This window comes from Anaerostipes sp. AF04-45 (genome assembly GCF_003461725.1).
In the GTDB taxonomy this organism is placed as follows: domain Bacteria; phylum Bacillota; class Clostridia; order Lachnospirales; family Lachnospiraceae; genus Anaerostipes; species Anaerostipes caccae.
In genome coordinates, this window is the sequence record NZ_QTXQ01000001.1 from 145,969 (window position 1) to 166,527 (window position 20,559).

Genomic DNA, 20,559 nt, shown 5'->3' on the forward strand with positions numbered 1-20,559 from the left:
TTATCTTTAAGACAAGAACGTTGTCAGTTTCTCTCTCAATTCCTCTTCGTCAATCAGGGATTCCAGTACGATCAGATGTTCCACAGGCGGAATACTGTCCTTTAAATCGTTTGCAACGATAAAATAGTCTGCGTCCATGGCACTCATTTCATATACTGAGGAATGGCATGTCTCAAACTCCTGCTCTCTCCCGAGCTCTCTCAGGATCTTCTGTATATTCATTTCCACCAGGAAGCTTGATCCGAGGCCGGTGCCGCAGACTGTCATGATTCTTTTCATTGTTCTTCCTCCATCATCATAAGCATCTCCTCACTGCTTCTGCATTCCAGCATCTTTTTCAGGCTCTGCTTTTTCGAACAGATTTCCGCTATCTGCTTCATCAGCACAAAATGAGCCGCCTCATCCCTGGCCGCCAGCGTAAAAAATATGCGCACTTTTTTTCCTTCAAAATCCACCGGTGTGTTTAGTTTTATGATGCACAGTCCCGTGGACAAAACACCCGTCTCCGGTTTCGCATGGGGCATGCATACCCCTTCTCCCAGATAGAAATATCCACCGTATTCTCCGATATTGTCAATGATCCCCCGGTAATATTCCCCGGTCACCATCCCATACCGCTCGAGTATCTCACAGCTTTTTCTGATAGTCTGTGTATATTCACTGACTTCCTCCAAGATTTCGGCACAGATCATAGGCTGCCGCCTCCCTCTTCAGATCTAAGAGAAAGAAGTTCCTCATAAGAACTGATATGCTTAATTCTTTCCATGTTGTTCTCCCACGCCAGAATCCGGACCAAATCTGCCAGATTCTCGTTCTCGGTAATATTTCCGAGGACAATGATGACTTTCACATCTACCTTTGCCTTGCTCCCAAAATCAATGGGATGTTTTAGCTTCATCAGGCTGATGCAGTTTTCCCGAACATTGTCTTTCCTCCCGTGAACGAAAGCAATCTCCGGAATAAACACCATATAGTTCCCCAGATTCTGCACAATGTGGATCATCTCTTCCACATACTCCGGCTTCACAAGTCCATTTTTGATCAGCGGCTCACAGGCCATGGCAATGGCCTCCTTCCAGTCATCTGTTTCTGCATCAAACCGGCAGTATTCTTCTTTTAAAAGGTCCCCGATGCCCCTCTGCATCGTCTGGTGGATTCTGTGAACCAGATACTGGTTCTTTCTGTTGTATGCGAGGACGGAAATAATATTTTTCACCCGGTCGATATCCGGAGAATTCAAGAGCGGATTTACGTGAATGACCTGCTGATTTCTAAGACTCAGCGGAACTGTGCTGATGATAAAGTCGGGCCGGTTTCTTTCAGTTTCCTCCTCCACATCACTGACCCTGCAGATTTTTCTGACCCGAAGTTCCGGAAAGTATTCTGAAATCCGCTGTTTTAAAAGCACTGCTGTCGCCGTGCCTCCCCCGCAGACAAGCACGACCTCCGGTGACAGATTCAGGCTGAAGATTTCCTGAAACAGCACTTCAAAATACATGGTCGTATAGGCAATCTCAGCGTCGGGAAATACCACGCCCAGCATTTCTTCCTGCCCTTTAAGCAGCCGTTCCGTCAGCTCATACATAAAGGAATGGGAGTACTTGATATCCTCCATCAGGGGATTCTTGATCTTTATTTTATTTTTCAGCCGGAACACCGCCACTTTTAAATGCATCATGATCTGTCTTTGAATCTCCGGGTCAATCTCACTGCTGATCTTTAAATCACTGCAAAACTTCCGGATCAGCTGCTCTGTAGCCTGCATCACCCTGCCGTCCTCATCCCAATTTTCAAGACTCTCCCCGTCCATCCGCTTCGTGCTCTGGAACAGCATGACAAAATAGCTCAGATCCCCTTTTGTCACCTGAAAACCGGGGAGGCCTGAAAGAATCGCTTCTCTGCAAACGCCGTCCGCGTCGTCCAAAGTGCGGCCCCTGACATGAAACCCGCACCGGATTCGGCACAGTGATGCAAGAATCATGCTTTCCAGTTCCCCGATGGATTCATCCGCAAACCGGATGCCCATGGCCGCCTCCACTCTCCGGATCATGTTCCTTCCTGCTTCCGGGTCCACTTCTGCATGATCTTTCAAAATGTGCAGTATGTTCAGGGAGCCTTCGCTGGCCGTCTTTATATATAAATTAAACAGTGTATTCCGTATTTGTTCTTCCTCGCCTTTCAGGGACATGCCGTAATAGGACTTTTTTATGAGCCGTACCTCATGCTTCTTTAAAAATTCTTCCGCCGGCCTCAAATCCTGTACAACCGTATTCTTGCTGACCTGAAGCTTCTCAGCCAGCTGCTCGATGGTCACTTTCTCTGAGATCATCAGCAGAACAGTAATAATGATAACTCTCTCTTCCCTGGAATGGACTTTGATCTCATTGCTGGAATAAAGGCTTGTGATATCGAATCCCTTTTTGACAATGAGACGGACACCGAGTCTTGGTGTGCGTTCGATTTCCACCGGCAGTTCTTTCAAATAATATTGGACTGCATCCAGATCGTTGCGGATCGATCTGCTGCTGACATGAAACACCTCTGCCAGTTTTCCCGCCGTCGTATAACCATCACATTCCTGCAGGTATTTTACTAATTGCAACTGTCTTTCCGTCAACAATGTCCTCTCTCCTTCTACTGGGGTTTATCAAAATTGTAGCACATTTGAAAGCCTGAAAGCTATGCCAAAAGCTTTCCACATATGCAGAAGTTCTTAAGATGTTCCAAAACGAGAAACCGCCTCTTCATATCAATATAGTACAAAATAATGATTTTATAAGACAAGAAATGCAGCTGAAATGATGATATATTGCAATTACAGTGATAAACAATGAAAATACAGGAGGTATACTATGAAAAAGATATCAAAAAAGGCTGAAGAAATGACGGTAAAAGAACTGGCTTCTTATATCGACTATTCCGTTCTGAAACCGGAGTTTACAGAAGAACAGATCATAGAACTGACAAAAGACGGAGTGAAATTAGGATGTGCCACCATCTGCATCAATCCGGGTTATATTGAGCTTTGTACCCCGTATGTGGAAGGCACTGAAACGGGCCTCTGTCCGGTCACGGATTTTCCTTTCGGAACCAGCTCTACCGAATCCAAAACCGCACAGGTCGAGATCGCAGCCGGATACGATACCGTGACGGAGATCGATGTTGTGGCAAACTTTGGCCTGATCCGCTCAGGAGAATATGAAAAGGTCACTGCGGACCTGAAAGCCTGTGCCGATACTGCACACAAATACGGCAAGGAATTAAAAGTGATCTTTGAGACTGATGCTCTCACAGAAGAACAGATCAAAAAAACCTGCCGCTGCTGTATGGAGGCAGGTGCAGATTTTGTGAAGACAAGTACAGGTTTCCTCACCGGATATGAACTGCGGGGAGCGGCGCCGGATGTCATACAGCTCATGATGGACGAAGTAGGTGAGAAGTGTAAGATCAAGGGAAGCGGATGCATCCGCACGAGAGAACATTTCTTACAGCTGATCGATATGGGAATCGACAGAATGGGTGTCGGCTACAAATCCGTTCCTGTTGTTTTAGGACTGGAATCCTGAATGTAATTTCCATTCATCTTCCGGAACCTGGACGGCGGAGACTGGTATTTCTTCTTAAACAGATGATAAAAATGACTAAGCGAAGAAAAGCCGCACAGCATACTGATCTCTATGATCTCTTTGGAGGTCTGTGTGAGAAGATAAACCGAATATTCCAGACGCTTACTGTTGATATACTCGGTTGGAGTCACGGACATAACAGACTTAAAGACCCTGCACAGATGATTGGAAGAACATGAGGACAGTTCGATCATTTTCGGAAACCCAATCCTCAGATTATCGAATTTCTGCATTTCGTTCAGCATGGGCTGAAACCAGGAGGGGCTGCTGACTGTGGGAATCTCCTCCGTGTCATAGGAAAAGAAATACCTTGTGAATACGTCTGCAAGACAGCATTTGGCATAAAATACGGTCTTTTGGATCTTTGGTGTGTCCATGAGGGCGCCGATCTCCTCAAACCGCACACTGATTTCCTCCCTGCCGGATTTATCTAAGCGGACACACGGCGGCAGCTCCGACTCCGTCAGCGTCCGGAGCATGGCCGTGTGATCCAGAAATAACCGTATATTCTGCAGCAGCTGTTCACTGAATCCGATATTTATAATACGGAAGTCATCCGAATAGTAGAACTGATAGCTGTGGGTATCTTTCGGCCGTATAAAGACAAGATCCCCCTGTGTGATCGTCTGGATGGAATCATTGACAAGGTGCAGGGCACTTCCTTCTGCGACGATAAAAAATTCATAAAAGGTGTGGGTATGGATGGACGCCGTCTGCCGAAACCGGGAATTCCGATACAGGAGCCCGGTTTTTTCATCCAAAAATGTATGTTCCATTCCGTAGACAGGGATATGACCCATGATGACCTCTCTTTTTACAAAAATACTTCTTTCTCTGTAACGAGTTAATCTTACACATGGAGTCCCGCATTGTCAATCAGTTCCGCATCACCAAATTTTTAATTCATAGATTACAGCTTTTTCCATCCCCATTCTGTCCCTTGGGAATCACGTTTTGTCACTCCCCAGTGATAGATCGGCTTGTCAGATGGCTTGATCTTAGAATGCGTTGACGGATAAAACTCTGCTCCCAGATTAGAAGAAGAATAAATAAACGGTTTATCATACAGTTCATTTAATGCAGTATAAATACTGATCTGGGACTCAGGTTTTACTTGCTCAATAATATAATCTAATACCGATCCTTCTTCCTCATCATAGAGATAAAATCCTTCTTCTATGGGATCATCCGGTAATTGAATATCCTCTGAATCCTGTATTCCGGTATCTGAAGAAAAAAGATTACCCTCATTATTCACATAACACCAGAACTGCGGGTCAAACTCCTCTCCGATGGAAGAATTCCACCTGCTGTTTCCATACCTGAGATTTTCAGGAGCACTGTTTAAGATATACAGAAGCTTATTCAAACAGTCACATAGGCTCTCCGCCTGTTCCGGACTTTGAGGCTCAAGGTTAACTGCAATAATTTTTATCAATTCTATTGAATTTAGATAGGCTTCCGAGTTTTGATCTAAATGTGCAACTGCAAGAGAAAGGTTATGCAGATTCGCTGCTGCGGCTTCTGGATTATCAGAAAAGTTTGACAGTGTATAAAAAATTGTTTTCTCTATCTGAGAAAAGCTAAAATTATGACACACTGCCGACACATCCGGAAACAAATCTTTGATTCCCTCATCAAATTCCCGCCCTGCATTTTTATTAATATAAACTCCATCTTTAAATGCAAATCTTCAATATGTACCCATAAAAACCTCCTGTCTTTGCTTTTCATCCGGTTTCTTTTATGACGCAAATATAACAGGAGGTTTTTATGATGTAAATGCTTTTCCAGTGATTAACGGCTCTGACAGAGTGAATAACGGCCGATGACTATACCTTCTCAAAGAAAAACAAAAGAACAGGAGCAGTCCATTTTGAAAATATCTCTCCTATATCAACATTGTTTATTTCTACATGATCGGAAACTTCGTAGTCCTCTCCATGATATAAAATCCGATTAATGTATCCGTCATCTGCATAGGTTACTTTTACCCCCTTTTTTGGAACCGGATATTCTTCTCTGATCACAAGTCCTTCTTCTAACTCCGAGTTTTTTGAAAGATTTTTATCTTCTTCTCTCAGTTTTTTGTGCGGAAGTCCCCCTTTTAAAATTTTTATAATGACTGCTGTCTACAAACACAATCTCACTGCCCGGCTGCATTGGTTCAGGTATCTCGGTTGATTCTATTATTTGTTCTCGTCCCTTTGCCTTACTGCCGGTGCCAAACATCAGCAGCAGAAAACAGGAGATTACTAAACACCACAACAATTTTCTCTTTAACATTTATACACCTCCTGCAAGCCTTTTATTTTTTTACAACACATGCATTGTTGATGGCACCTTCTGTTCCGGGATATCGAAACAAAATTTTTTCTTTGTGAGTTTTCAGGTCATAGGATACCAGTTTATCGGGATCTCCCAGTCCCTGCCCCTTTTTCAGCCCATAGAGAGTCGTTCCCTTCTTATCCAGGTAGATAAAACCCATCTGGCACAATGATTTATCTTTCTCTGATAAAACCGTTTTCTTTTTTGACTGAAAATCATAGGATACCACTTCTATGATCTGTTCTTTTAAGCCTTTCATTTCGGGAACATTGGGCACGCTTGTATTTTTCCTTATGTAGAGCATCTTTCGGCTGTTTGCCACAAGAGAACCGATGATCTTCCTTTTCTCTTCTGTGATCAGTCTGAAAGATCCATCCGGTTTGATTTGATAGAATCTTTGTCTGATCCCATTTTCAGGTTCATTAAGCCTTTTATATGATTCTCTGTCGGAATAAAGATTACAGTACAAACCCTTTGTCAAAGGATTGTATGTCACGTAATCCACAAAGAGATCGTGATCCCATGTTAAATCTGTTGGCTTTCCTGTCTCTCTGTCACACCAGTATGATGTAATGATTGTTTTTTTCGTATCCATTGCAGCAAGATACAGCTTATCTTCTTTGATAAACATATAATTCAGGACATCACACCAGTCGGTCAGCTGCCTTGTTTCCTTTGTCCTGCAGTCATATACAAAGACTTCATCCTCATGTGTCCCTTTTAACCTGGATGAATAATAGAGCAGCTTTTTCTGAGGATCATATACAGAAAGCGGATATTGAGAGGTATACGGAACTGTCGCTATCTTTTTTGTTTTCGCAGTTTTTATGTCAAACAGATAAATATCACTCTCAAATGTACCTGCCTTTTGTCCGTTCCTGGTTGTCATAATAGAGATCGCAAGCTGATCTTCCGGATTCGTTTGTAAAGACTCATGTTTCTGACAGCCCGTCAACAAAAACATCAGCGATAATAATGTTATTACTTCTATCTCCTTCATAAATTTCTGCATCTTGCAATCCTCCAACGGCAGTCATTATTAACTAATTTAATAATCAAAACTATCATTATATCATAAGACTATTTTGCCGCAAACTATTTCAAAAAATTACGCCACATAAAAAGACAGATCCTGTCTGCATACAGAACCTGCCTTCTTTCATTATCGTATTCTTTAGAAGTTAAACCCTTCAATCGTAGCAAAATAATCTTCCGGCGTCTCAGCCCTTCTGATCATCTCCGTGCTTCCGTCCTCTTTCAATAAAATCTCCGCTGATTTTAATTTTCCGTTGTAGTTATATCCCATGGCAAAACCATGTGCTCCGGTATCATGGATCACCAGCAGGTCTCCGTTCTCAATCTCGGGAAGCTTTCTGTCGATGGCGAATTTATCGTTATTTTCACAGAGAGATCCGGTGATGTCATACATGTGGTCACACGGCTCATTTTCTTTTCCCACCACAGTAATATGGTGGTAAGCTCCGTACATCGCCGGACGCATCAGGTTGACCGCACAGGCATCCACGCCGATATATTCTTTGTGGGTGTGCTTTTCATGGATCGCCTTTGTCACCAGATGACCGTTCGGCGCCAGCATATAGCGGCCCAGTTCCGTAAAGATCTTCACATCTCCCATACCCGCAGGGACAAGTACTTCATCAAAAGCCTTGTGTACCCCTTCACCGATCACTGCAATGTCATTGCCCTCCTGATCCGGAAGATAAGGGACACCAACGCCGCCTGAGAGATTGATAAATCCGATGTGCACACCGGTCTCTTTCTGGAGTTCCACTGCCAGTTCAAACAGCTGTTTTGCAAGGGTCGGATAATACTCATTAGTCACTGTGTTGCTGGCCAGGAAAGAATGAATTCCGAATTCTTTGACACCCAGTTCTTTCAGTTTTAAAAACGCCTCTGTCATCTGAGCCCTCGTCATGCCGTACTTAGCGTCTCCGGGGTTATCCATGATATCTGTTCCGAGAGAGAACACACCGCCCGGATTGTACCGGCAGGAAATGACTTCCGGGATTCCCGCTGCTTCTTTCAGAAAGTCAATATGTGTGATGTCATCCAGATTGATCGTGGCTCCCAGTTTTTTCGCAAGCACAAATTCTTCAGCCGGTGTGTCGTTGGAAGAAAACATGATCTCACTTCCATCAAATCCGCAGCGGTCAGACATCATAAGTTCTGTCAGTGAAGAACAGTCGGTTCCGCATCCCTCTTCCTTTAAAATCTTTAAGATCGTAGGATTCGGTGTCGCTTTCACAGCAAAATATTCTTTAAATCCTTTGTTCCAGGAAAATGCCTTATTTAAATTCCGTGCAGTCTCCCGGATTCCTTTTTCATCATATAAATGAAACGGAGTCGGATACTTCTTTACGATGTCATCTAATTGCTCTTTTGTTACAAACGGTTTTTTTGCCATTTTATTGATTCCCTTTCTTGATTTCTAATAGTTTTATCTCATTGGCGAGAGCGTCTTTGAATACCTCTGCCAGGTTATGATTGCTGGAATACAGACAGGCTGCATTATACCGGTCCACAAGATCGCCCGTGAGCACATAGGTAGAGTCTGTGATCAGGCGGATCTGTTCTTTCTTATGCTCCGTCAGATAGATGATGGCCCCTTTAAGCTCAAAAGGCTCATTGGTAATGATCACTACTTTGATGCCGCGGCCGGCTAAATCGGTAAAATACTCCCGGAACATGTTCAGCTTTTCGTTGGAAGCAGACACATAGACCCGTTCTTTTGTCTCCCTCAGCATATTCGTAAACTTGTCAAGGATCTGTCTTTCCCCTTTGATGGTCAGATATGCCCCCTTATTAATCCTCTGTTTCGGAAGTTTTGCAGCAAGCTCTTTTTTGCTTTTTTTCAAGTCCCGGATCTTATTGTCACAGAACTCCTCCACAGGCACTGCCTGATATTTCACAGTGTCTTCCTCGGACATATAGGCGGCCCCTTTTTCCACAAGTCCTGCCAGCGCATTGTAGGTGTTGGACCTGGAGATGCCGCTTTTTTTCGCTGCCTCATATCCATTCAGTTCTCCCTCCAAGACCAGAAGAACATAGAGATTCGCTTCCTGCCTGGTGAGCCCGAAATTCATCAGACATTCAACATTTTCCATTCTGCGCCTCCATTCGTGTTCCTTTATAGGAATACTATAATACGGCGACATTTTTTTGTCAATAAACGTTATTAAAAAAAATGATCATTCAGCAGCTGTGCTTCTTATTTTTCTTACGGTACATCTTTTTATCCGCCAAAGAAATCGGCTTGTCCAGCGACAGACAGTCATCCGGAAACACAGCGCTCCCTGCGCTGCATCCCTTAAACGGTATATAACAGTCAGTCACACTGAAGCTGAGGTGTGAAAGCTTTTCTAAAAATTCTTCCGGGTCTTTTTCCATAAACAGACAGATAAACTCATCGCCCGACATACGGTACAGCATACCCTGATTTTTCAAAAACTTTTCTGTCTTCCCGGCAAACACACAGAGATACTCATCTCCGGCCAGATGCCCGTACAGATCGTTCACCTGTTTAAAGCAGTCCAGATCGATAAAAATCAAATAAAATCTCTGATTCTTCCGGATCAATTCCTGCGCGTCATGGAACAGGCTGTTGCGGTTTTTTAATCCTGTCAGGCTGTCCATATAGGCGATCTCTTTTAATCATTTATATTTTTATAATTTATTACCAGATAATATATAATAATAAAATTCAAGGTGACATTCAGCGCCATCACAAGCAGACATATGACTTTCAGAATACGGTTTTGGGGATAAGTAAATTGTACATTAAACAATACCATAGTTAAAAACCAGCTGAAACTGAAAATCAGGAAAATATTCTTTGTTCTGTCTTCCATGAACTTCAGTGCTCTTACCAGCTTCTCTCTGATCCATGAGACAAAGAATACTGCCGGAAACTTTCATTTAAAATTTTTCACACAAAAAGCGCATCCCATCTGGAGATGCGCTTTCCTTCATATATTATTTTACTCGTCTGCTTTTCCCTCAGATCCGAATAACTTGATCTTTGTGATCACCATGTCTTTGATCGCATCTGTACCAGGAGCAAGTAATTTACGCGGGTCAAATCCTTTTCCTTCTCTGTCTTTGCCTGCTTCAATGTATCCGCGTGTAGCCTCGGCAAATGCAATCTGGCACTCTGTGTTTACGTTGATCTTTGCGACTCCGAGAGTGATTGCTTTTTTGATCATGTCATCAGGGATTCCTGTACCGCCGTGCAGTACTAACGGCATGTCTCCTGTCAGCTTCTGGATCGCATCCAGTGTCTCGAAGCTTAATCCTTCCCAGTTTTCAGGATATTTTCCGTGGATGTTTCCGATTCCCGCTGCAAGCATCGTAACACCTAAGTCAGCGACTGCCTTACACTCTTCAGGATCTGCACATTCACCTTTTCCGATGACTCCGTCTTCTTCTCCGCCGATGGAACCTACTTCAGCTTCGATGGACATTCCTTTTCCTCTTGTTACCTGAACCAATTCCTTGGTTTTTTCAATATTCTCTTCGATCGGGTAGTGTGATCCGTCGAACATAACAGAAGAAAAACCTGCTTCGATACAAGCATTGCATCCTTCATAAGAACCATGGTCTAAGTGAAGGGCAACCGGTACAGAAATGTTTAATCCTTCTAACATTCCGTTTACCATTCCAACCACTGTCTTGTATCCTGTCATATATTTTCCGGCACCTTCAGAAACACCTAAGATCACCGGTGATCTTGTCTCTTCTGCTGCCAATAAGATTGCCTTTGTCCACTCCAGATTATTGATGTTAAACTGTCCTACAGCGTAGTGTCCGGCTTTTGCCTTATTCAACATCTCTTTTGCTGATACTAACATGATAAATCCTCCATAATTCTTTAATGAATTGTTATTTTTTTCACATCAAACTTATTATATCCTATTTGGCCAAGTTGCGCAAGTCACAGGGTTCCCAAAAAAGCCGGGACTAACAGGGAAAACTTACTGCATTTATTCCAGCCGTTCCTGCTCTTATATCCGTACGAGCAGCATATACAGCACTGTTCCGCCTGCAATGCTGAGCAGGGTGTTCCTCTTCCAAAGGTGAAGCAGAATGACTGCCGCCCCTGCCGCCAGGCTCCACAGTTTCTGAAGAGCAGGCTGAATTGTCAGTTCTTTAAAACAATACACCACAAGTGCCGCGATGATAGCCGCCGGAAGTACCTTTCCCAGATAGCCGATCATTTTAGGCATGCCTTTCTTTCCTCCAAATAATACAAACGGAAGTACTCTCGTAAAAAGTGTGACAAATGCTACCACTGCCATAATAGAAACCGCCTTCATCATTCCTTACATTCCCCCTTTTGCTCCTCTCTTATAAAGCCAAGGCACATGACTGCCGCAAGTATCAGCAGTGAGGGCAGTAAAAACCGGTCCGGTCCCAACAGAATCAAGAAGAAAACGGAAACAGCAAGTCCTGCTGCCGCTGCGCCGTGTTTTTTGGAATTTTTCCACTGGTCCAGAAAAATCACCAGAAACAGTGCTGTCATGGAGAACTCGATGCCCTTAAAATCAAATGGAAGCAGACCTCCTGCCAGTGCCCCGATCAGAGAACCAGCTGCCCAATAAGCCTGATCCAAAGCTGAGATCCAGAACATGATCCTGGGTTCCGCCTCTGTTTTCTCATCCGGAATAGAGCAGAGGACCGAATACGTCTCATCTGTCAGAGAGAATACCATATAAGGGTAATATCTGCCCATTTTCCTGAAACGCTCCACGAAGGAGAGACCGTAAAACATATGCCTGCCGTTGATAAACAGTGTTGTGAGTGCCACAAGGCCCAATGGCGCTCCTGCTGCGAGAAAAGACACTAAGACAAACTGCATAGAACCGGCATATATGAACAGGCTTGCAGCCAGTGTCCAGAACGGCCCGTATCCTGCCTTTGACATAAGGATGCCGAACGCAATTCCCAGAAATATATATCCAAAGAAAACCGGTATGGATTTTGTAACTGCATATTTGAAATGTTCTTTCGTATTTCTCACTGTTTCTAACCCTCCAGGCATTAAATAAGCTTTTCCAGGAGGGCCACAGATGCCATGGCATCCTCCGCATAGTAGTCGGCTCCGATACTATTTGCAATATCTTCTGTGAGCACCGCTCCTCCTACCCAGATCGGACAGCTGCAGTCCTCCTCCCGGAGTCTTTGAATGGTTTTTTCCATCGATATGACCGTAGTCGTCATCAGTGCGCTCAGGCCGATTGCCTTCGGCTGATACTTCTTCCATGCCTCTGCTACCTTTTCTATCTTCACATCTTTGCCGAGGTCGATAATCCGGTATCCATAGCTTTCCAGGACGACTTTGACGATGTTTTTCCCGATATCATGGATATCACCCTCCACAGTGGCCATCACCACCGGTCCTTTTTCCTCGCCTGCATCTGCGGTGAAACACTGCTTCACAACCTCAAAGGCTTTTTTTGTCGTCTCTGCCGACTGGATCAGCTGAGGGAGAAAGATCTTCCCCGTCTCATAGTCTTTTCCAACCACATTAAGAGCCGGAATAATCACCTCATTGATCAGTACCAGCGGTTCTTTCTTTTCCAGTTCTTCTCTCGTCTTTGCCTCCACTTCATCCTTCAGTCCGTGGAGAATGATGTCGTGGAGAGAGAACTCTGTCTGAACTGCTGCTTTCGTCTCTGCCGCATTTGACTGATTCCTGATGTAGCTTTCACTGTCGATATCTTTATAAAACAAGACATGAAACGCATCGATGGTGCCCATAAGCTCCTTATCCAGAGGATTAATGATCGGCAGATCCAGCCCGGCCTGCATGGCAAGTGCGAGAAATGTCCGGTTTAAGAGCGGACGGTTCGGAAGGCCGAAGGAGACGTTGGAGACGCCCAAAACAGTATGCACTCCCAGCTTCTTTACCATCTCTATCGCTTTTAGCGTTTCCTTTACTTCCTTTTGCTGTGCAGAAGCCGTCAGGGTCAGACAGTCGATGATAATGTCTTCTTTCCCAATGCCGTATTCCGCCGCCTTCGCAATGATTTTTTGTGCGATTTCAAATCTCTCTTCTGCTTTCAGAGGAATTCCCTCATCTAACGTCAGACCGATTACAACGCCCCCATATTTTTTCACGATTGGAAAAATGGCTTCCATGACTTCGTCTTTTCCGTTGACAGAGTTGATCAGCGGCTTTCCGTTGTAATACCGGCATGCCAGCTCAATGGCCCGGGCATTGGAACTGTCGATCTGAAGCGGCAGGGTGATCACTTCCTGGAGGAGTTTTACCACATGTTTCATCGTCTCCGGTTCATCGATACCCGGCAGACCCACATTTACATCCAGCACATCGGCTCCCGCCTCATCCTGTTTGATTGCCTCCGATACGAGCTCATCATACCGTTCTTCTTTCAGGGCCAGCTTCAGTTTCTTCTTTCCGGTTGGATTAAGCCGTTCCCCGCAGACGATGACCCGGTCTCCGAATGTAACGGTTTTTGTCTGGCTGGACACCCTCGTCTTTTTTTCAATCTTTCTCGGTGCCGCTTTTTTCGGAGCCGCGGCTTTTAACTTCCGGATAAATTCCGGAGTCGTTCCGCAGCACCCTCCTGCGGCGGAGATGCCGTCTTTCAAATATCCCTGCATAAGCTCAGCATATTCATCGCTGGTCACATGATAATGGGTCTCCCCGTGTTCCAGGCATGGAAGTCCTGCATTTGGCTGAATCATCACAGGCACAGAAGATACGCTTAAAATTTCTTCAATGATCGGCCCCAGCTCTGCCGGTCCTAAAGAACAGTTGACGCCCAGCATATCCGCTCCCAGACCCTGCACTGTATTTACAAAGGTGACCGGATCATTTCCGGACAGAGTCCGCCCGTTCTGTTCAAATGTCATAGTCACAAACACCGGCAGAGATGTGTTTTCTTTTACTGCCAGGATACCGGCTTTCACCTCATACAGATCGCTCATCGTCTCAAACAGCACCGCATCCACATCATGTTTCACCGTTTCCACCTGTGAAAGGATGATGTCATAGGCTTCATCGAACGTAAGGGTACCCATGGGTTCTAAAAGCTGTCCGATGGGACCGATGTCGAGTACGATATAGGCATCCTGTTCACGCCCTGCATTTTTTCTTGCCTCATTTGCATTGGAAACCGCGGCGCGCAGCATATCCCGGTATTCGTATTTTGACTCCTGCATTTTCAGTTCATTGCATCCGAATGTGTTGGTCGTGATAAAGTCTGCTCCTGCCCCAAGATATTTTTCATGAATCGATACGATCAGCTCCGGTCTGTCAATATTTAATTCTTCGGGGATATCTCCGGCGCGGAGTCCTGCCTCCTGAAGCTGGGTCCCCATGGCCCCGTCAAATATGAGTAAGTCTTTTCCGATTCTGTCTAGTAACATCTCTGGCCTCTCTTTCTAAATGCACAGTCTTCTTTCATTACACACTGTCCGCACTGTTTTTTCCTCTCAGGCGTGCCGATACCTATGAGACCCAGCATGGATTTCTGAGGTATCATCAGATGATCCGGCGTAAGTGTGACCCCAAGAGTTTTCCCAACATCGAGCACTCTTGCGATCTCCCTGTTGAAGGACAGCGGAATATCACCATAGCCCGGACAGAGTCGGTATGATCTGTTTGGATACCCCAGCCCTTCTTCATACTCATCGCAGTAAGCTTCCAGATAAGCGCTTCCCGCCGCATCCATAACGGCTGCTTTTGTCATATTGCTTTTTTCGTAGTACTTTACCTTTCGCTCCAGGGTGACCCCGAGGGTCGCTCCGATAAAAAGGCAGTGGCTGCACTGCAAGAAAGCCTCCTGTATCTGATCCCCGGGGAGATGAACTCCCAGTTCTTTTATATAGGGCGTTTCCCCTGACAGCTCAAATCTGCGTGAGATAACCTTGGGCTGGGAAGCCTGTTTCACCTCCCGGATACAATCATCCAGCAGGCTTTCCATCTCATCCGTGATCTGCTGCCCCGAATGCCCTAAGTATTTCAGTGTATTTTCTTTAATCATGATTCAGCTCTTTTAACACGGTCGGAATATTTCCAAAGATCCTCTGCGCGATCTCCGGCTTATTCATCGTATAGATATGAATTCCGTCCACCCCGTTTGTGATCAGGTCTATGATCTGGTGGGCAGCATAGTTAATCCCGATCTCTTTCATAGCCTCAGGATAATTATAATATGTCTCGATCATCGTGGAAAGCTGGAACGGAATGGAGCAGCCGCACAATTTGGCCGTGCGCAGAAGAGATTTTGCATTTGTCACCGGCATGATCCCTGCAAGAATCGGAACATCAATGCCTATTTTTCTCGCTTCTTTTACCAGCCGGTAGTAATAGCTGTTGTCAAAGAAAATCTGGGTGATCAGGTATTCTGCCCCCGCATCCACCTTCTTTTTCAGTGCTTCTAAATCATCCCGGAAACAGTCTGCCTCCTGATGGACTTCGGGATAACATGCCCCGGAAAGGCAGAAGGAATCCCCGAAATTTTCTCTGATAAATCCGTTCAGTTCGCTGGCATAGTGAAACTCCAGATCCATTCCCCGGTATTTTTCTTCTTCTCCCGCAGGATAGTCTCCCCTCAGTGACAGAATATTATCGACATTGTGCTCCTTTAATGCCCTGCATTCCGTGAGAATATCTTCTTTTGTGGATGTAATGCAGCTTAGATGAGCTACGGACTCGATCTGATACTTATTTTTAATGGCCGATGCGATCTCCACGGTCTTTCCCTTGGAAGATCCGCCGGCTCCGTATGTAACACTGATAAAATCCGGGTCCAGTTTTGCCAGTTCCTCAATGGTATAGTAAATGGAAGAAATATCCCCTTCTTTGTTCTTGGGCGGGAATACTTCAAATGAAATGGTGGCCTTTTCCTTTAGTAATTCTGATATCTTCATCTGCTTCTCCTTTATTCCTGTAATACATTAAAGCAATTTTATCATGTTCGATTTTCTCTGTCTACACAGAAAAAGCGATGTCTGACAGGCTTCTTTCAGGCTGAGCAGACATCGTTTTATCCGAATCTTTCTATTTTTTAACTGCCTTAAAAGCTTCACTTAGATCTTCAAGAATATCATCTATGTTCTCTGTTCCGATGGAAAGTCTGATAGTATTTGCTCTCAGCCCCTGTTCTTTCAATTCTTCCTCATTCAGCTGTGAATGAGTCGTAGATGCCGGATGAATCACGAGAGATTTCACATCGGCTACATTTGCCAGCAGCGAAAAGATCTCCAGATTGTCAATGAACTCTTTTGCCGTCCTGTCATCTCCCTTGATCTCAAACGTAAAGATCGAACCGCCGCCGTTTGGAAAATATTTTTCATACAATTTCTTTTGTTCTTCATCTGCGGTCACAGAAGGGTGATGCACCGCCTCCACCTGGGGATGCTGACTCAAAAATTCTACCGTTTTCAGTGCATTTTCCACATGCCTTTCCACTCTTAAAGATAATGTCTCCAATCCCTGGAGAAATAGGAATGCGTGAAATGGAGAAAGGGCTGCTCCCATATCTCTAAGCAGAATTGCGCGGATCTTTGTGACGAATGCTGCTCTGCCCGCTGCTTTCGTAAAGCTGATGCCGTGATAGCTTGCATTTGGCTCGGTCAGGGAAGGAAATTTCCCTGATGCCTCCCAGTCAAAATTTCCGCTGTCTACAATAACCCCTCCAATGGCAGTCCCATGACCTCCGATAAATTTTGTTGCAGAGTGTACGACGATATCCGCTCCATACTCAATGGGACGGATTAAATAAGGAGTCCCGAATGTATTGTCGATTACAAGAGGTATCCGGTGTCTGTGTGCAATCTCTGCCATCTTCTCTATATCCGCCACATCCGAATGAGGATTGCCCAATGTTTCAATAAACACTGCTTTTGTGTTTTCTTTGACAGCTGCTTCCACGGCTCCATCCTCAAAAATGTCCACAAACGTTGTTTCCACTCCGAATTCCGGCAGCGTGTGGGCCAGAAGATTATAGCTTCCGCCATAAATATTTTTTGCTGCTACAATATGATCTCCGTTTTGTGCAAGGTTTTGGATCGTATATGTAATGGCTGCTGCGCCGGACGCTGTGGCAAGTGCCGCCGCTCCTCCTTCCAGAGCTGCTATGCGCTGTTCAAATACATCCTGAGTCGGGTTGGTCAGTCTGCCGTAAATGTTTCCGGCATCGCTTAAATCAAATCTGGCCGCTGCGTGCTCACTGTCGTGAAAGACATAAGAAGATGTCTGGTAAATGGGAACTGCCCTGGCGTCAGTAGCCGGATCAGCCTGCTCCTGTCCCACATGCAGCTGCAGTGTTTCAAATTTCAAATTTCTCTCTTCTCTGGATTTCTTCTGATACATGGCTTTCTCTCCATTTCCTATATGACTGGTATGAATTGTTTTGTTGTATTATAAAAAGCATTTCATATAAAGTCAATAGGAAATTGGGATTTTATTGATTCTCATTCGTGCTCAGGATTTATCAGTTTTCTAAGATGCTGTAACTCCTTCCTATTTTGTCAAAGTCCAGAACCGCTGCGTCGTCATTTTGAAAAACAGCTCCGGTTCCTTTTGCATTCATTGCCCGGGCAAATCCAAGCTTATTTAACATGGAAAATACTCTCCTCACTGTTGAGACACTGACACTGTACTGTTGGCAGGCTGTGCGTATATGTACACAGATTTATGATTGATGAATTTGTGAGACAGTGGTATTATTCTAAGGGAGTATTATTGGGGTGATAATAATGACTTATTTAGTTTGTTTTCTTTTTCTTTCTGTAATTCTTTTTTACAGGCTAAGACAAAAGCAGGTTGAAAGGATCGCATTCACAGATGCATTGACAGGAGGAATGAATGATACGGCATTTCGGGCAGCATATGAAAAACTGGCGGCTCGGATGGAACCTTCCACTTATGCGGTCGTTTTTCTAAATATAAAAGGCTTTAAATTTATAAATGAATATTTTGGATCTGCTGCAGGAAATGATACATTAAAGTATATCTACAGTAAGCTCATCCGGCACATCTGCACCGGAGAAATAGCTGCCCGGGACAATTCAGACTGTTTTTTTCTTTGTCTGAAAGAACACAGCAAAGAAGCAATCAGATACCGGCTCCAGAAAATGACTGTAGATATCAATTCTTTTAATGCATCTTCAGATATTGAATATCAGTTTACTATTCTGCAGGGCATTTATCTTGTTGATGACCCGAAACTGGATGTCACGATCGTACTTGACCGGGCCAGGACAGCCTGCAGACAGCGGCACGGAACAGATCCGTGTTCTTTCTTTCATCCGGAGATGGCAAAACAGATGCAGTTAGAGTATGAACTAAACACTATGTTTGAAGACTCCATAAAAAAACGAGATTTTCAGATCTATCTCCAGCCCAAGGTCAGATTGGCTGATCTGACACTCAGCGGAGCCGAGGCATTGGTCAGATGGATTCATCCGGATAAAGGCATGATCTGTCCTTCAGACTTTATACCGCTGTTTGAAGAGAACGGTAAAATTTGCAGACTGGATCTGTATGTATACGAGACAGTCTGCGCTTATCTTCATAAGCGGATAGAACAGCAGAAGGATCTGTTTCCGATATCCGTTAATTTATCCAGAGCGCATTTCAAGGACCTGAATTTTCTCAGAAAGTTTTCTGAATTAAAGGCCAAGTATGGGATTCCCGACGGTATGATTGAATTTGAATTAACCGAATACAGTTTTTTAGACAAGCAGCAGCGGGAGATGGTGAAGAACTGCATTAAACAAATGCACAGGCTGGGATTTCATTGTGCCTTGGATGATTTCGGTGTTGGGTATTCTGCACTTGCACTGCTGAAGGATTTTGATGTGGATACAATAAAGCTGGACCGTCAGTTCTTTGTCGATATGACAAACCCAAAGGCCCAGACAATCATCTCCGGATTTATTGAAATTTCAGAGAAGTTAGGTATCCATCTGGTAGCGGAGGGAATAGAAACAAAGGAACAGATGGAACTTTTAAAACAGTTCCATTGTGAGATGGTTCAGGGGTATTATTTTTCCAAGCCCCTGACAATCGATGAATTTGAAAAATGGAAGGATACAATGCAGAAGCAGAAAGTATTCAAATAATGAAGCAGTGCCGGAACCTTTTTCGTTTCCGCACTGCTTTCTGTGTTACACGCATTTAATTAATAAAAATCTCCCAAATAATCATAATGATAAAAATATAATCCTATATCTCTCAGTATCCCAAATCCAAAAAATACTGCCAGTCCCACATACAGCATCCACATACGGAAACGAAAGATTTCCCCAGTTCCCTTTCCTGTTTTCCTGACCAATGCTCCAATGCCAAGCCACCCCGCAATCAATACAAGATAGGCAAACGTTGGATTGCATTTCAGCGATGTCAAAAAATCAAGCCTTAAAAAAGCCAGCGCCGCCCTGGTCCCTCCGCAGGCGGGGCAGTAAAGATTGGTGACCAGCTTAAATACACATGGAAATGCCGGAATAAATTTTAGAATCTTTTGCATCATTTAGATTTCTTCGTCCCAGTTGTCATTTGTGTCTACATCGTCCGTATCATCCCAAAAATCATCGTTATCAGGCTTGGTGTCATGAGTATCATAATTATTAATGTAGCTCTCAAAATCGCCGCCTGCAAGATTTACAGCCACGAAAACAGTGATCATGATGGAGAGGACCAGTCCGCAGATGCCGCAGATCAGACCTGCCACAGCCTTGCCGTCTTTCTTTCCCATGTATTTCGGGGAAATACAGAATAATACGATCGCAACGATGCCAAGGACAAATGATACCGGAAAACAGCAGCAGGCCAGTGCGATCGCCAGGACACCCAGCACAAGAGAGACCGTTGCATAATTGTTCTGAGGGGGCTCTTCCTGACTCTGATATGCCGGTCCGCCGGTCTGGCCTCCCTGATATCCGTAATTCGCCTGTTGATTCTGCTGATAATAATATCCGCTCTCACCTACTACAATCGTATCAGATGAAGCTGTCTGAGACTGCACCTCCTCTGCTTCCGGTTCGCTTTGAACTTCAGTCTCTCTCTGGATATCATTCTCTTCCTGACTTTCAAACTCCTGCACCTGTTCCTTGATCTCTTCTCCTGTATAAGGGTCATATCTCTTCTCTTCCATATATTTTTATGCTCTCCTTTCCTTTAGGTATCTTATCATGCCGGGTCCCAGACTCTCATTTGGCCTGGAAATAAAACCATGGGCCTCATAAAAGGCTTCTCTTCCCTTTGCACACATCAGGTCCAGCATCATCTCTGTGTCATCCTCCCGGATACTCTCCACAAAAGCAATCAGATTTTCAATTATTTTGCTTCCGACACCGGCCTTTTGGTAGTCCGGATGTATCATGAGATCCTGGATATAACAGATGACCGCTCCGTCCCCCACGATCCGCCCCATGCCGACGATCCTGTCATCCGCATAGGCCGCCACCACATAAAGACTGTTTTTCAGCGCCTTCACGGCCTGAGTCCTGGTGAGCTTTTTAAAGCCTACGGCTTCCCGGAGCCAAAGGTAGGTATCCACTCCGATGTGATTTGCAACTAGTGTAATCATCTTCATTCCTTCTATCTGTTGTA

24 protein-coding genes are annotated in these 20,559 nt (G+C 44.5%); 2 read left to right on the forward strand and 22 right to left on the reverse strand.

Features of this window, described 5'->3' with window-relative positions; genetic code table 11:
* Positions 1-6 precede the first annotated feature (6 nt).
* From DWV34_RS00670 to DWV34_RS00680, 3 genes are read right to left on the reverse strand one after another with little or no spacing between them, the layout of a single operon-like run.
* A complete protein-coding gene (locus DWV34_RS00670) occupies positions 7-279 on the reverse strand; it encodes a PTS sugar transporter subunit IIB (RefSeq protein ID WP_006567456.1) in 273 nt (90 codons plus the stop codon).
* Positions 276-692, reverse strand: a complete 417-nt coding sequence (locus DWV34_RS00675; RefSeq protein WP_118475050.1) for a PTS sugar transporter subunit IIA — start codon at positions 690-692, stop codon at positions 276-278. Before DWV34_RS00675 ends, DWV34_RS00670 begins: the two co-directional genes overlap by 4 nt.
* Positions 689-2,620 carry a BglG family transcription antiterminator gene (locus DWV34_RS00680; protein WP_243000795.1) on the reverse strand — a complete coding sequence of 644 codons (1,932 nt, stop codon included), beginning with the start codon at positions 2,618-2,620 and terminating at the stop codon, positions 689-691. The genes DWV34_RS00675 and DWV34_RS00680 overlap by 4 nt, the downstream gene beginning before the upstream one ends.
* 232 nt (positions 2,621-2,852) lie before the next feature.
* Between DWV34_RS00680 and deoC the strand changes: the two genes are divergently transcribed.
* The gene (gene deoC, locus DWV34_RS00685) at positions 2,853-3,566 is read left to right on the forward strand and encodes a deoxyribose-phosphate aldolase (RefSeq protein WP_006567459.1); all 714 of its coding nucleotides are present in this window, start codon (positions 2,853-2,855) and stop codon (positions 3,564-3,566) included.
* Here the strand turns inward: deoC and DWV34_RS00690 are convergent.
* From DWV34_RS00690 to DWV34_RS17830, 16 genes are all read right to left on the reverse strand, one after another.
* Positions 3,527-4,426, reverse strand: coding sequence for an AraC family transcriptional regulator (locus DWV34_RS00690; RefSeq protein WP_009289257.1), 900 nt, complete (start codon positions 4,424-4,426; stop codon positions 3,527-3,529). The two genes, deoC and DWV34_RS00690, sit on opposite strands and share 40 nt — an antisense overlap.
* A 110-nt stretch (positions 4,427-4,536) precedes the next feature.
* Complete coding sequence (locus tag DWV34_RS17125; protein WP_147342244.1) at positions 4,537-4,995, reverse strand: hypothetical protein; 459 nt, start codon at positions 4,993-4,995, stop codon at positions 4,537-4,539.
* 463 nt (positions 4,996-5,458) lie between these two features.
* Positions 5,459-5,656 (reverse strand): hypothetical protein, encoded by a 198-nt coding sequence (locus DWV34_RS00700; protein WP_022261195.1) that lies wholly within the window; start codon positions 5,654-5,656, stop codon positions 5,459-5,461.
* A 37-nt stretch (positions 5,657-5,693) separates the two neighbouring features.
* Positions 5,694-5,912 carry a hypothetical protein gene (locus tag DWV34_RS00705; RefSeq protein ID WP_022261196.1) on the reverse strand — a complete coding sequence of 73 codons (219 nt, stop codon included), beginning with the start codon at positions 5,910-5,912 and terminating at the stop codon, positions 5,694-5,696.
* A gap of 22 nt (positions 5,913-5,934) precedes the next feature.
* Positions 5,935-6,966 carry a hypothetical protein gene (locus DWV34_RS00710; protein WP_022261197.1) on the reverse strand — a complete coding sequence of 344 codons (1,032 nt, stop codon included), beginning with the start codon at positions 6,964-6,966 and terminating at the stop codon, positions 5,935-5,937.
* A 162-nt stretch (positions 6,967-7,128) separates the two neighbouring features.
* Positions 7,129-8,379 carry a diaminopimelate decarboxylase gene (locus DWV34_RS00715; protein WP_009289260.1) on the reverse strand — a complete coding sequence of 417 codons (1,251 nt, stop codon included), beginning with the start codon at positions 8,377-8,379 and terminating at the stop codon, positions 7,129-7,131.
* 1 nt (position 8,380) lies between these two features.
* A complete protein-coding gene (locus tag DWV34_RS00720) occupies positions 8,381-9,079 on the reverse strand; it encodes a TrmB family transcriptional regulator (RefSeq protein WP_009289261.1) in 699 nt (232 codons plus the stop codon).
* Between the two features lie 88 nt (positions 9,080-9,167).
* A complete protein-coding gene (locus DWV34_RS00725) occupies positions 9,168-9,617 on the reverse strand; it encodes a GGDEF domain-containing protein (RefSeq protein WP_287629951.1) in 450 nt (149 codons plus the stop codon).
* Positions 9,618-9,952: 335 nt separating this feature from the next.
* Positions 9,953-10,822 carry a class II fructose-1,6-bisphosphate aldolase gene (gene fba / locus DWV34_RS00735; protein WP_006567467.1) on the reverse strand — a complete coding sequence of 290 codons (870 nt, stop codon included), beginning with the start codon at positions 10,820-10,822 and terminating at the stop codon, positions 9,953-9,955.
* Between the two features lie 153 nt (positions 10,823-10,975).
* Positions 10,976-11,290 (reverse strand): branched-chain amino acid transporter permease, encoded by a 315-nt coding sequence (locus DWV34_RS00740; RefSeq protein WP_009289264.1) that lies wholly within the window; start codon positions 11,288-11,290, stop codon positions 10,976-10,978.
* Entirely contained in the window at positions 11,287-12,012 is a 726-nt protein-coding gene (locus DWV34_RS00745) for an AzlC family ABC transporter permease (protein ID WP_006567469.1), read from the reverse strand. Before DWV34_RS00745 ends, DWV34_RS00740 begins: the two co-directional genes overlap by 4 nt.
* On the reverse strand, positions 12,012-14,366 hold the full coding sequence (locus DWV34_RS00750) for a homocysteine S-methyltransferase family protein (RefSeq protein WP_009289266.1): 2,355 nt from the start codon (positions 14,364-14,366) through the stop codon (positions 12,012-12,014). Before DWV34_RS00750 ends, DWV34_RS00745 begins: the two co-directional genes overlap by 1 nt.
* Complete coding sequence (locus tag DWV34_RS00755; protein WP_022261198.1) at positions 14,357-14,983, reverse strand: vitamin B12 dependent methionine synthase activation domain protein; 627 nt, start codon at positions 14,981-14,983, stop codon at positions 14,357-14,359. Before DWV34_RS00755 ends, DWV34_RS00750 begins: the two co-directional genes overlap by 10 nt.
* Positions 14,976-15,872 (reverse strand): methylenetetrahydrofolate reductase [NAD(P)H], encoded by an 897-nt coding sequence (gene metF / locus DWV34_RS00760; RefSeq protein ID WP_006567472.1) that lies wholly within the window; start codon positions 15,870-15,872, stop codon positions 14,976-14,978. The genes DWV34_RS00755 and metF overlap by 8 nt, the downstream gene beginning before the upstream one ends.
* 130 nt (positions 15,873-16,002) lie before the next feature.
* A complete protein-coding gene (locus DWV34_RS00765; protein WP_006567474.1) occupies positions 16,003-17,316 on the reverse strand; it encodes an O-acetylhomoserine aminocarboxypropyltransferase/cysteine synthase family protein in 1,314 nt (437 codons plus the stop codon).
* Between the two features lie 121 nt (positions 17,317-17,437).
* Complete coding sequence (locus tag DWV34_RS17830; RefSeq protein ID WP_022261199.1) at positions 17,438-17,566, reverse strand: hypothetical protein; 129 nt, start codon at positions 17,564-17,566, stop codon at positions 17,438-17,440.
* A gap of 136 nt (positions 17,567-17,702) precedes the next feature.
* Between DWV34_RS17830 and DWV34_RS00770 the strand changes: the two genes are divergently transcribed.
* Positions 17,703-19,070: a putative bifunctional diguanylate cyclase/phosphodiesterase gene (locus DWV34_RS00770; protein WP_118475052.1), complete on the forward strand. Its 1,368-nt coding sequence runs from the start codon at positions 17,703-17,705 to the stop codon at positions 19,068-19,070.
* A 59-nt stretch (positions 19,071-19,129) separates the two neighbouring features.
* On the opposite strand, the gene DWV34_RS00775 is transcribed toward DWV34_RS00770, so the two are convergent.
* Genes DWV34_RS00775 through DWV34_RS00785 form a run of 3 tightly spaced genes read right to left on the reverse strand, consistent with a single transcriptional unit; the run spans position 19,130 to position 20,536 of the window.
* On the reverse strand, positions 19,130-19,477 hold the full coding sequence (locus tag DWV34_RS00775) for a DUF2752 domain-containing protein (RefSeq protein ID WP_022261200.1): 348 nt from the start codon (positions 19,475-19,477) through the stop codon (positions 19,130-19,132).
* Complete coding sequence (locus DWV34_RS00780; protein ID WP_009289270.1) at positions 19,478-20,101, reverse strand: DUF4190 domain-containing protein; 624 nt, start codon at positions 20,099-20,101, stop codon at positions 19,478-19,480.
* Positions 20,102-20,107: 6 nt separating this feature from the next.
* On the reverse strand, positions 20,108-20,536 hold the full coding sequence (locus DWV34_RS00785; protein WP_022261201.1) for a GNAT family N-acetyltransferase: 429 nt from the start codon (positions 20,534-20,536) through the stop codon (positions 20,108-20,110).
* Between the last annotated feature and the right edge of the window lie 23 nt (positions 20,537-20,559).